This window comes from Pseudomonas sp. GW821-FHT09C10, assembly GCF_059418085.1.
The window spans coordinates 317,021-329,158 of sequence record NZ_JBWKPE010000001.1; the positions used below are offsets into that span (position 1 = coordinate 317,021).

10 protein-coding genes are annotated in these 12,138 nt (G+C 53.3%); 3 read left to right on the forward strand and 7 right to left on the reverse strand.

The genetic code is table 11. The features are described from left to right. The first annotated feature begins 3 nt into the window (after positions 1-3). Positions 4-2,046, forward strand: coding sequence for a DUF8724 domain-containing protein (locus tag AC07OT_RS01395; RefSeq protein WP_495107210.1), 2,043 nt, complete (start codon positions 4-6; stop codon positions 2,044-2,046). Between the two features lie 336 nt (positions 2,047-2,382). Here the strand turns inward: AC07OT_RS01395 and AC07OT_RS01400 are convergent, their stop codons facing one another. From AC07OT_RS01400 to AC07OT_RS01415, 4 genes are all read right to left on the reverse strand, one after another. Beyond that, positions 2,383-4,359, reverse strand: coding sequence for a DUF3732 domain-containing protein (locus tag AC07OT_RS01400; RefSeq protein ID WP_495107211.1), 1,977 nt, complete (start codon positions 4,357-4,359; stop codon positions 2,383-2,385). Further along, a complete protein-coding gene (locus tag AC07OT_RS01405; protein ID WP_083714415.1) occupies positions 4,359-4,871 on the reverse strand; it encodes a three component ABC system middle component in 513 nt (170 codons plus the stop codon). The genes AC07OT_RS01400 and AC07OT_RS01405 overlap by 1 nt, the downstream gene beginning before the upstream one ends. A 96-nt stretch (positions 4,872-4,967) precedes the next feature. Continuing rightward, complete coding sequence (locus tag AC07OT_RS01410) at positions 4,968-5,927, reverse strand: ABC-three component system protein (protein WP_495107212.1); 960 nt, start codon at positions 5,925-5,927, stop codon at positions 4,968-4,970. A gap of 490 nt (positions 5,928-6,417) precedes the next feature. Further along, on the reverse strand, positions 6,418-7,452 hold the full coding sequence (locus AC07OT_RS01415; RefSeq protein WP_495107213.1) for a DNA-binding protein: 1,035 nt from the start codon (positions 7,450-7,452) through the stop codon (positions 6,418-6,420). A 167-nt stretch (positions 7,453-7,619) separates the two neighbouring features. Here AC07OT_RS01415 and AC07OT_RS01420 point away from each other — a divergent pair, with 167 nt between their 5' ends. Both AC07OT_RS01420 and AC07OT_RS01425 read left to right on the forward strand, forming a co-directional pair. Next, complete coding sequence (locus tag AC07OT_RS01420) at positions 7,620-8,225, forward strand: site-specific integrase (protein ID WP_495107214.1); 606 nt, start codon at positions 7,620-7,622, stop codon at positions 8,223-8,225. A gap of 10 nt (positions 8,226-8,235) precedes the next feature. Then, on the forward strand, positions 8,236-8,568 hold the full coding sequence (locus AC07OT_RS01425) for a tyrosine-type recombinase/integrase (protein WP_495107215.1): 333 nt from the start codon (positions 8,236-8,238) through the stop codon (positions 8,566-8,568). 178 nt (positions 8,569-8,746) lie between these two features. On the opposite strand, the gene AC07OT_RS01430 is transcribed toward AC07OT_RS01425, so the two are convergent. The 3 genes from AC07OT_RS01430 to AC07OT_RS01440 all read right to left on the reverse strand — a co-directional run bounded on the left by AC07OT_RS01430 (position 8,747) and on the right by AC07OT_RS01440 (position 11,715). Next, positions 8,747-9,841 (reverse strand): hypothetical protein, encoded by a 1,095-nt coding sequence (locus tag AC07OT_RS01430; protein WP_495107216.1) that lies wholly within the window; start codon positions 9,839-9,841, stop codon positions 8,747-8,749. A gap of 199 nt (positions 9,842-10,040) precedes the next feature. Continuing rightward, entirely contained in the window at positions 10,041-11,045 is a 1,005-nt protein-coding gene (locus tag AC07OT_RS01435) for a hypothetical protein (protein ID WP_495107217.1), read from the reverse strand. Continuing rightward, positions 11,038-11,715, reverse strand: a complete 678-nt coding sequence (locus AC07OT_RS01440) for a TauD/TfdA family dioxygenase (protein WP_495107218.1) — start codon at positions 11,713-11,715, stop codon at positions 11,038-11,040. The genes AC07OT_RS01435 and AC07OT_RS01440 overlap by 8 nt, the downstream gene beginning before the upstream one ends. Positions 11,716-12,138: the final 423 nt, after the last annotated feature.

The following is a 12,138-nucleotide window of genomic DNA, read 5'->3' on the forward strand; positions in this document are numbered from 1 at the left end:
AAAATGGACAAGGAATATGTGAGTCGCAGCCGCCTTTTCAGGGAAGCCTTCCTCCCTGGAGCCTACATGCGCCTTCGCAACCAAGCGTACGGTCGCGTCATGGGTATTCTCAACAATAGTGGGTCAGCGCTGGAAGGGGTTGATAAGCAACAGTTGCGCGAAGCTGTCCTGACATTCGTACATGACTGGGAAAGCGCCGGTGGCGAGGTCGACCCAACTTTTTTGACCGCCGCAGAAAAGAAGCGTCTGGAAATCCAATCTCCATCTGAAATTTTTGTCTCCCCTGCACCACTGATTCTCACCTGCAGGCGTTGCAAAGTGCTTGATTTTTACGACGCCCGCGAGCCAGATGACCGGACGCTTTCCAAAATGCAGTCCCGGATCAGAGAGCACAATGGCAGGAGCTTCATCCCTTGCAAGCGCAGAGGTTGCTCGGGAGAAATGATCCAGCTTCCTTACGTTTCGGTGCATCGGTGCGGTTACGCAAGCCCCGTCCACATTCCGCACCCCGCTCGTCGATCCACCAGCATCGGCTACCGAGATGCCGGTTCGTTTTTCCACTCATCGTTTTTTGATGTGGAAACCGGCGATAAGCTGTCGGGCTCATATCAGGACGAGTGCCCCGCGTGCAGTGGTTTGTTTGGTGCCGAAATTCAAAAGCGTGGAACACCACTCACCAGCGGTGAGTCTTTCTACGCCCAGAGTACCCAGTACATCGCGCTGAGCGAAGACAGGGGCAAGCTGATTGCCAGCCTCTTGCAGTGCTTGCAAGGATCAAACGAAAGCGCCGAGGGCATGGCTCAAGACGTTGCCGAAGGTATAGCGCTCGCTTTGCTGAAAAAGATGTCTGGCCGTGAGCTGGAACAAAAACTTTCCATGTTGCTCTCAGCAAATATTAGCGATGCAAACGATCAGGCCGCCCTGCGCACGCAGTTGGAGAGAAAAAGACTCAGCATCGCGAAATATGAAGTAATGGCCGAGGATGACGAAGATTTGGCCCAGATGCTTGATTCAACGCGAAAAGAGGTAGCCACGATTGAGGCAAAGCTCGCGACATCAACCGGCTGTTTCAGTGCCATACGCAATTTGATTCCAGAACCCAGCACCCTAATCGAACTGGTCAGCAATCGGCGCACGCTCGAAGCCGTTTTCTTGCCCCACGATGTCCAGGGCAGAACGATCGAGCAGGAGATCGAAGAAACCACAGATATCGCACAAAAAGACGTGCTTGCCGGTCAGTGGCAGAGTGTACAGGAACGCTATGGGATCGATTCGATCACGCACATCCCTGACCTTCGAGTTGTCTTGGCCACGCTGGGGTACACACGGGAAAGAAGCGCCCCTTCAATCAACCCTGACGCTCCGCCTGTAGTGCTCAACGCCTTTGCTGATCGTGTCGATGAGGGCATGAAAGGCAAAACGTCCATCTACGCGATGTCGGCGAAAACAGAGGCTCTATGGATCCGACTGGATCCTCGCAAGGTGCTTCGTTGGTGTATCGATTCGGCATACCTCGAATCGCCTGATGAAGAGGTACTCAATGACAAAGCCCGCAGTCATGCGTACCTGTTGAGCCACTACCACGTCCTGGCTATGCATCCTGGCAGAGCAGCGAGGGAAATCCCGGCGCGCAACCCCGAAGAAGGTGCCCCTTTCAACCTGCTACATTCGATCAGCCATGCGCTCATGCTCACTGCGCGCCGCCATACTGGGTATGACTCCAAGAGTATTCAAGAATACCTGATACCCATGGATTTGTCGGTCATCCTGTATGTGTCGTCCGTCCAGAATTATACCGCTGGCGGGTTGCTGACGTTGTTCCAGCACTATCTCCTGCCTTGGTTTGATGACGCCAGCATGTTCGCATTCAACTGCGCGTTCGACCCCATATGCACGGATGTCGGCAATTCCTGCAGTGGCTGCGTGCAAATTGAAATTGGCTGCGAAACCTTCAACCAAGGACTGTCTAGGGCTTACATTCATGGCGGCCCGGCCAATCGCGAGTGCTCTCTGACCATCAAGAAAGGCTTTTGGGATAGGTCGTAGTAGTACCCTAATCTGGGCATGCACACTTGAATTTGTACTCTTAAACAATGAGTACTTGGGAACGAGAAATGCCCTGCACGCTTTTACTTGCAGGGCATTTTTATTCGCATATCAAACCCGACTTGGGCTGAGCCATACAAAGGTGCTCATGCCAAGCGACGTCCAGAAGTGCGATCCGATCCATCAGCGGCGAACATCTGACCTTGAGGGCATCCAACACGCCCATCACCTTCTCACACGCTTGCGGCTGTGAGGTTGAAAAAAGATCCTCGGTATACTCGCCCTTTTGGCATAAGTTAGCCCATCTGCAAGACTCCGCGGATAGTGCCTGAGGTTTTATTCTGGCGGAAGGCTGAACCAGTCAGGCACCAGCTTGGTGTCTCGCCACTCTTCGGTCAGTACAACTCCTGGAATTTTTCCCCAAACGCCATCGTCAGCATGATCGAGCACGATGATCTGCAGCCGTCCTTCAGACGAATTGACCGCGTCGGCGAATGCCTTGAAGACCTTACGCACCGCAACTCGGTCTTCATCATTGAGTTCATGCTCTTCCTCGACCTGCGCGGCACGTTTTACCGGGAAGTAGACTTGGCTGGGCTGATCGAATACGAGGAAATGTGGCACTGGGTGCTCGACCGCTTTCTTGGCCATGAATAGCTTCTGCAGCGCGAGGAGCATGGCCACATGGTAGGCGAGCCAGTTCGCACCACTACCAATTTCCCAAAGGAAGTCATCACGGCCATCATGGCGCACCTTGATGGCCAAGTCCGTGATCGACAGCCCAATCCTCGCGTCCTTCCACTCAGCATCAAGAGTCGGGGTGATTTTCGCGCAATGGGCACTCAAGGAATCTAGGATCTTACGGGTGTTCGCTCTGATCAAATCCACGGACACAAGTGGTGCAAGCTCCGTCATCCGCTTGTCCACCTTCTCCAACTCGCTGGCTAGGGTGCTATCGAATTGAGCCTCTTTGTAGTTTTTGACTGCCTCTTCAAGTCTTCCCAGGTATCGGTCAATGTCTGCTTCGCGTAACGCTTGTCCTTTGGCTTGCGCGTCGACCAACTCAATCGCTCTAATCTCTTTGCGTATGGCATCAAGTTCATCTGAGTCCTCGTTCATCGCGTTTCGGAGCCGTAGCGTTTCGCTCTCGATCGATACGGGAACTATCGGCGCGACGCGCGCGCTGTCTTCGATGCTGCTGAGCGCCTCGCATAGCGCGTCCAGCTCACCCGATGGCGACAGGGTTGGGGACACGAGTGCACCGATAGGTGTCACATTTTCTTTTTTCACCAAGCCTTTGAGCCATGTCGAGAGAGACAGGCGATCCTTCATAGTTTCTAGGGCAGAAACGTAGGCATCTGCATCTCTCTGCAGTCCGCTTAGCTGATTTAGTTTCTGGCGACCTGCGAATAGATTCGCGGCAATAATTTCTTCCCTGATCTTGAGCTCACCAATGGTGGTGATCGAGGCCTGGATTGTCTCTAGTTTCGGTTGAGCATCCCTTGAGGTTTTCATCAGAATCGCGGCAAGCTGTTCGACCGCAACAGGCCACTCCTCGGAAAGCACCGAGTCGATACCAACCAGACCATACTCACGCGCTCGGAAGTACCAGCTATTGGCTTCTCCCCGCAGCCGAGCTGACGCGTCCGCCAGTGTCTTGATTTCTGACCGAAGCTGTTTTTGTCTGCGCTCCAGATCCTTCATTTCCCAAGACGCCAGCAATGTCTGAGGCGTGACAGCACCTAGGATGAAGGGAAAGATGTCTTTCAGTTTTTCCCGGTGGCCAGTCGTGTCTGCCTTATAGAAGAGGACATCCGGATTGGCGACAATGTTCTGCGGCTGAAAGGTGAACGCCATCAGGTCTCGGAAGCTGGGCCGGTTCTTGAATCCGAATTTGACGTCTTCGCCGAAACCGATGTTGGGCAGGCCTGACAGCCGATTCAGGATATCTTTAACGATGTTGCGATTGGAGTTTTTTCGTTCGATCCTGGCTGGGATAGAAATGCTCTGCCCCTCTAGCACGAACATATCATCGGTGGATCGCTGGCGACCCGGCTCGGATCTCGCGAACAGCTTCATGCCCTCATCCGTGTCCACCAGCAGTCCAAACCATGCACAAGTATTCCTGATCGTGCCTACAGGAATCGCACATTTCTCTGAGGCCAGGCAGTAGTCGATAATAGGAATGACCGCGGACTTGCCCGCCTTAGAGGAGCCGCTGATGACGTTCACAGCACCTGGTGTGAACTTCACTTCACGGTAATGGCGACCATTTTTTGGCCACAAAATCAGTTTTTCAATTTGCAGTTTCATCAAAAACCTATCCGTAGGGCGGTCTGGACTTCCTGGATGGAAAGCGCTCCACACCAACCACCAAGCTTGTCTGCGTGTTTGCCTAACTCTCTTACCGTGTCAGGGATGTTGGCCGGGTATCGCTTGGTGCTGTAATGGACGACTGCAGTGGTGCAGTCGAGGGTTAACAGGCCACTGTCCAGTGCGATGCTCACGCTGCTAAGTGATGTTTGTCTCAGCGCCAGCATCCGGCGCTGGATGGATAACAATAACTCCTGCTCCTTGGAAAATTTGGCGGCGAAGAGCCGTAAGCCTGAGGTTGAATTGGTCTTGCCTATGATCGTCCGTAGGGGCTCACTGAAGATTATCGGCAATACGAGAAACAGAAACGGCAGCGATGGGCCAGCGCCTGTGCATTGCCGTTTATACCCTTTGACGAACTCCCACATAAGAACCGCCCCAAGGGCAGGATTTTGCACCAAGTAAATCTCGTCGTTGAGCCGAGGAGACATTTTGAATTCAGGGGTTTCCATCCAGGCCAACCTGTTTCAAAGCCAAGCCGCATGCCTCCAGATGGAGCCAGGCAGCCAGCGGTTATAGTATTTATTGACGGGATTCAGAAGCTTCCATCAATCTTCGAGCAGATTCAGGTAGCGAGGATGCCAGCCAACCTTCTTCACGTTGGCGAACTCCTGATAGGTTCCGCGTACGAAGAATCTTGGCGGCTCGGTACCGTCCAGAGGCTCGGATATAAGCATGCACTCCATTTTCAACATCTGTCCTTTATCCTGTTCTGAAGCGGTGGGATAGGCCATGTTTGTCTTCTTATTCAGAAGCTCCCATTTGTCGAATAGAGTATTGCGAAACGCCTCAAAATCCTGGTCGCACACCAGGCCTTTCTCGCCCCATCGAACCTTGTTCGTTTTGGACTGCAAGAAATCTGACACCGCTTCGAACCCATCCCCTGCCTTGTCAATGAGGTCTAGCTGACGAAGCAATGTCAAAGCCAAGGGTCGGCACTCCTCGATTTCGTCTTCGGAGGGCGCAGGTACGGTATAGGTCTTCAGGAGGTTCAGCGCGCTTCGACTAACGAACGTCGACATGTAGTCTTTGAAAGCGTTGCGCGACAGCGCAGGGTATTGCCTTGCGGCGATCAGCGCGTCGGAGTTGTTTTTGACCCAACCAATGGCAACGTTGCAGGCGTCTTCGAGCCTGTCATCTGGGACGGTAAGCGCGAAGAAATTCGAAATCCTGCCGATCAGATCGTCATTTCCTGTTTCGAGCTCAAAGGCCATGACAAGGTCGGCGCGCTTCGTCTCGTCGTAGTCAAGAAATCTTTCAATGTAGGGTTTGCACTGCTCGGGCTTTTCCGCCGCATAGGCATCACGGATCTCTTGCACGACGCGATCTACCAACACCTTCGTGTGGGCAAAATGGAGCGAGTTTGCAAACTCGCCGTCTTTATCTTGAAGGACATATAAACGGAAGCGGGTTTTGCTCAAGTCGACTAGACCTGCCTCAATGACATCGATCCAGTTCGCGAATGTTTTCCAAAGGTCGACGGAGAAGTTGCTGATAGGGTTTGTCACCAAGCCGCTCTTAGACTGCTCTAGCAGTACAGACCCGTCAGCATGGTGGACATCTGTATCATCAAATACCTCCAACGCGACGAATGCATCCTTAGGGGCGTCGCAGAGGTGCAGACACATCCGCGTAGATTGCAGAGAGAACCCCAGGAATGAGCCCGGCCGACTCGACTTAAGCTGAGGGGCCTGGGTTGGTATTGGGTTTGATTCCGAGCCAATCACATTCATTCATCCCTGCTCTGCTGTTAGATTGCCCGCTGCGTGCGTAGGTGGAGCCTGGCGAAGCCGCGATACGCATGCCTACGAACCCAGGTGACGACGAGCCAAGCAAAAGATCGCACATTGCCATCATTGCCCGCAGGATGTTATCGCACTTGGGGCGCCGGATAAACCGACATAGATCCGCAACATCGTGAGCTCCCCTTAGCCCGGACGAGTGGGAGTACGCTTCTGTGGGAAAAGAGTACATTTGCACTCCACCTATTGTTTCGCGTCAGTCTTCATGGTCTTCAGGCGACTCACCAGTTGGGTTCAATGTACGTAACAATTCTAACTTTGCTTCGCACTGTTCGAGCTGCACCCGTAATTCCTCAGCCCTCTGCTGAGTTGCTATTCCTACCGAATGGACTTCAATGGCCTCTTTTGATTTGGCTTCAAGCTGATGAGCGAGCAGTTCCTTGGCACCTTCCGCCCGTGCAGTAGCAGCATTGGCAATGGTCAGGTCAGCCCGCAGGGTTTCGACAGCCTCACGATGTTGCGAGGCTTCCCTGACATGCTGACGATTTTCAGCAATGAAGCGCTCGTTATCCCTGATCAGACGGGAGATCTCCTCCTGCTTAACCATAAGCGTCTGCTGGAGGACGGTCACCTCTTGCTGCATTTGATAGACTTGGGATTCATGGCGGCTCAGATCCTGGTCTCGCTGTTCCTTAACTGAAGCCCGGTAGTGTTCGAGGGCCTCCCGGGCGTGTGCATGCTTTTGCTCCAAGGACTGGATCTGCCCATCCTTCTCTAAAATCCGCACCTCTAAATCATTGCAGCTCTGGCTGAGCCTGGCGTTGCGCGTGATCTCAGTCTGCAGTGTGGACTGAGTGGTTTTGAACCCTTCAGTTTGAGCAGCCAAGACATCCCCTTGCGCCCTGAAGCCGAGCTTGAGTTCATCGAGTTCGCTCTCAAGTGCCTCGGCTCGGGAGACCAATAGCTTACGCTCGTGCTCGAACTCTGCTCGTGCCTCAAGAAAGGCCTGGCTGCCCTCCTCCTGGACTTGATCCAACAAGCTTTCGACGACCCCGCGCAGCGCGCCGCTCATACGTTCACGAGGGTTCGCTTCTGATCCTGGTGATTCCAGCTGCTTTAGATACCGAGCGATCGTAGTCTTTGAACCCGTATTTCCAATCTCCACCCGGACTGCATCAATGCTGGGATAAACACCACGCATTAGCAGGCTGTTCCGCGCCTTTTGTACCACCGCTAGGTTAACGCCGCCTCGCGCCATACACCCTCCAGACGATTTCGTGTCATGCCACATGTCATGCAATTACATAATACAAAAAAGCCAAACTTTGCTGGAAAGTTGCCGACAACTGGCAAGATATAATCAAGATTTATGGCTTGTTATACCTAGCATCAGGGTTAAATGGCCTGAAAGGTGGTACAAACGGCAAAGACGAGCCGCCGAAGACTTGAACGGGGGAAATGGCATTGTTTGGATTAGTCAGCAAGGCAGACAGGTACTTGGAGGCGAGCGTTCGTCAGAACACGTCGAAGAGCTACGCGTCCGCCCTCTCCCATTTCGAGGTGACCTGGGGCGGATACTTGCCCACCACTACGGAATCAATTGTGCGCTACATCGCTGAATACGCCGACCAGCTGGCGCTGAGCACGCTGAAGCAACGCCTGGCTGCGCTCGCAAACTGGCATCAAAGCAACGGCTTCCCCGACCCCACAAAAGCCCCCAAGGTCAGGCAACTGCTGAAAGGCATCAGGGCGGTACACCCCGTGCAACAGAGGCAAGCAGCTCCTCTGGCGTTACTACACCTCGAAAAAGCAGTGGCACACCTAGAGGGTGAGATTGATCAGGCAAGGGCCGCCGGCAACATGGTCGCCGTTCTCAAAGCGACCCGCGACATTGCCTTGCTCACCATTGGCTTTTGGAGGGGATTTCGAGGAGATGAGCTGGCTAGGCTCGAGATCGAGAACACCCATGCTGAGCGCTATGTGGGCATTAGGTTCTACCTGGGTTCCAGTAAAGGGGGATCGGCAGAACATTGGCCGCGAGTACAAAACACCATCGCTGAGTAAGCTCTGCCCAGTGGAGGCGTATCTGAACTGGATCGAAGTCGCCGGTCTCACCCGTGGTGGTGTATTCCGTGGAATCGATCGCTGGGGCAACATCAGCGATCGCTCGCTTGCTGCCCATAGCCTGATTCCTCTGCTTCGCGACACCTTGGATCGGTGTGGGTTGCCGTCCGAAATCTACAGTGCCCACTCGATCCGGGGCGGATTTGCCACCTGGGCAGCAAGCTCAGGCTGGGACATCAAGACACTGATGGAGTACGTCGGCTGGAGCGATATGAAGTCCGCGCTGCGCTATGTTGAGCCTGCGCAACAGTTTGGCGGCCTCATTAGGAAATTTGAAGGCTGATTTCGACTTGAGATTCACTCGCGTGCAGCAAAGGAAATTACTGCACACGGTTACTCACATTTGCAGCAGACCCCGACCTACCAAGGTCGGCGCCGTGATCGAAATTCAAACTGAATGAGCCCAGAAATCAACCTGGGCTCGCCCTAAATAGGGTCAGCCCTGAAGGAGCTAAAGGAAGTCACTCAGCATCAAGCTCGACAGCTTTCTGCTCTAAGTGCTTCTCTTCCCTTCTATAAATTATGTCGCTTATATTAAGGATCTCTTCGGAGTTTTCGTCATATGAGCATAATAGCAAGTTGCGCAATGGGTGATTGGAAATCGCCTGCTTTGAGTTCGGTAGCATCTGGGGATTAGATTCGAACTCCATTTTCAAATAATGGTTCACGCTATTCGCCAGCACGTCCGAGAGAAGGGTCATATGAGAATTCTCACATGTGATTCCAAGCTCTAGCCCTGGGTGGCTTGGAATATTTTCTGCTGTTGCCCGCGAAGAGCAATGAAGCAACTTGCCTGTAGACTTTTGATAGACCTTGAACTCACGCTTTAACTCACTAGTTCTTAAGAGGGAAAGGTAATCCTCTGATTCGATGAGGAACTTCTTGATTACCCCGGCATCTATGTTGTCAGAGATCACTACTATCTCAACGCCCTCATCTTTGAACTTGTGAACCAAAGCCAGAGCCTTGATCATCAAGCCCATAAAAAGCTTTGCATGCAACAGTTCTTTATGGGAGCCGTCCCCGCCTCTGCCCTCACAGAACTCAGATTGATACAGCCCCTCAACATAAATAGCTTCGTATATCCAAGGTATCTCAAGCTCTAAGAAGGCTTGGAATATTACACCTCTAGCCTCGCTTTGATTTAATAGGTCGGTTATGTGCAGCTTTCCAACACCATCAATTGAGACCAGCCTTTTTTCAAGATGCGCTCTGTATTCACTTAAATAGAGCTCTGGTACAAGGTAACCCGCAATTACTCCAAGCTCACCAGGGTAACGCTCGCGATTGTCAGCATACCCCTTTGCCCCGGATTCATCGATAAACAAATAATGCCTTTTCACATAGTGCTCCATGAATTTTTCGTATTGCAAGTCCAGAGCTATAACGAGTTTCAGAGTAGCCATGAGAATCTTGCTAGCTGTCCGCTTTGTGCAGGAGGTCTCAGCCCCAAGCGTAACACTGAAATTATGTTTTACTGCATAGCTATCAGACAGGGGCTGATTAACGTCCGGGCGGAGCCGGAACTCCAAAGCTACCAACGGCACGTCCCACAAGGGCACCGCTCAATCACCAAGATAACCCAAGGCACGCCAGAAAGGTCAGCGCTCTAGGCTCATCGTCGGTCAGAGCGGAAGCGCACATGTGAATGTCTGAGGCGTCGCCATGCCAAGCGCTTACTAGCGCCTAGCTGAACCTCGCGCGCAGCCCCATCAGCCATTACATCAACGTGGTGTCTTACGGTTTGCTCCGGCCCTAATCGTTCCCGTAGTCTGGCTCGTACTCGATCTCTCGCTCATCCTGCTCAACGTACTCTTCATCGAAGCCTGCCGCCTTCATAGCCTCGGCACCCTCCAGGTGCAAATCACACGTTGGGCAGTAGAACTCGACGGGTGTGGAGTACCGCTCAACCGTTTCGTACCCACTTTCATGATCCTGCTCGATGACCTCTTCATGGACACGATCACCCCCTAAGAAGCCTTTGCTTTCACATGCAGGGCACGGGATGTCCCAGTGGCTATCCAAGTGGTATCTGAAGGCACCTCGATACGTCCACCACTCCAAGCCTTGGGAATGCTCTCGCAGTTCCTTGATCTCTTTATGAGAGCGCTTTCTCGGCTTCTGCTGTGATGATCCAGGCACTTCATCAGGTTTTTCGAAGGTCGCTCGGGCGTTTGCGATGCTTTGTTTGGCTGCCTGCACCTTGATCGTGTGGAAGTCCTTGGCAAGGGTCGCAGGGATTTTTGACTTACTGCCCACCCAATCCTCCAACTCCAGTCCCATGGATGCGAGGATGAGTTCTGAGGTTGTCCAGAACTCCCCCTCCCAGTCGCTATCCACGACGCCGGCGTATGCTGCCTGGCCCGAATGGAGTTCGGCATTTCTACGTGAGGAGATCAATTCGCATGACTTAGCATGCGGTGTGCCGAATTTTGCCACCGTGTGCTTCAGTCGTGCGAAAACCACGTGAGCACTGATGGTCTTCACCTTGGTGTCGGTTTCGACACCGCAAGCCTCCAAAAGGCTATTTGGATTGTCGGTTTCCACGACCAGGCAAGGATGAATCGCCGCAAGCTGAGCTTTACCCAGGAGTTCAAGGGCCAGAGCTGCCCAAATCTGATAGACCTCCGAATCCTTCGAGGCCTTAGCTTGCAACGCTCGCAAGGCGTAAAGCCGAGACTTCCCTAGCAGCGCCTCCGCCGAGATTGCTGATGGCACTTCCTTGCGCGGTTTTTTTACGTCACTTCCCGTGTTAGCCATGGTTGCCTCTCTCCATTACGGTGACCCTAAGGAGTTTCCGCTCAGTGCTTCCCTGTGCAGCTCCGCGGCGATGTAGAAAACGCCAGTTATCAAGCAGCAAGAATTTCCCGGCCTGCCAAGTGATTGCCTGTCCGTCTGCAGGCTCAAAGAGATCGATCGCGCGCACGATCTCCTGGGCGCCGGCATCCACTGGCGTCATGCAGCCAGGGTCAAACCTGTAGTAGCAATCAGAACTTCCTCGAGCCGCGACGTAAAAGCTGTTTCCGCCATTGGTAACCCTGAACACCGACGACCGAGCACCATCAACATTCAATGGATCGAATGTGCTGCCCTCGCAGAAGAGCGTTTGGGCAGTGTGTGGGGCGGCCTCCAAGCAGGCCATAACTAGGTACCGCGGCGGCGTATTCCAGTGGGCTCCGTCGGTGTGCCATGGGAATGGGCTCAGCCCATAGCGGAAGCTGAGAGAGCGACGATTCGCAGATCGCCTATCAGTCGGAATTAGTACATCGACCAAAGGCCCCTGGCGTCGCGTTGCCTTGGGCTGCCCGAGGAGAAAGGCAATATCGAGCGCAGTTTGCTCTATTACTGCGGCGCCATCATCCGGCAATTGAAAGCTCGCCCATCCTTTTGAGCTCAAAGCTGAAACGGCATTCTTGATCAGGTGTGGCATTTCGCATCCTTGCGGCGGGAGGGCAACGTGAACGATTGTAGAACCTCAAAGCTATCCGAAGCGTGCTCCTTCGCTGGCATGCTGGATTTCACTCTTCGCAGTGACAGCGTAGTCGCCCTGCGTAAACCCTAGGTGCGCCGAGCTGATGCTAGCCCAAAACCGTGCCCCCCCATTAGCGGTTCAAATCTGGTTCAGCACCCCTCCTTCATCACCTCTAGCTGGGTATTACATTGGTTGTACACGTGGACACCGTCGCGGTCTGACTGACAAATATCATGCGCTCAAACACAGCTGACTTGGCGCACCAGACCTATCCCCGAAAATTGCTCCACAGACCGAAGGCTTCTGGCCCTCAGGTTAACTGCAACTCGACGCAATACATTGATGTCTCTATCCCAGCTGTAGCCAAGCTAGCTTTCGGCC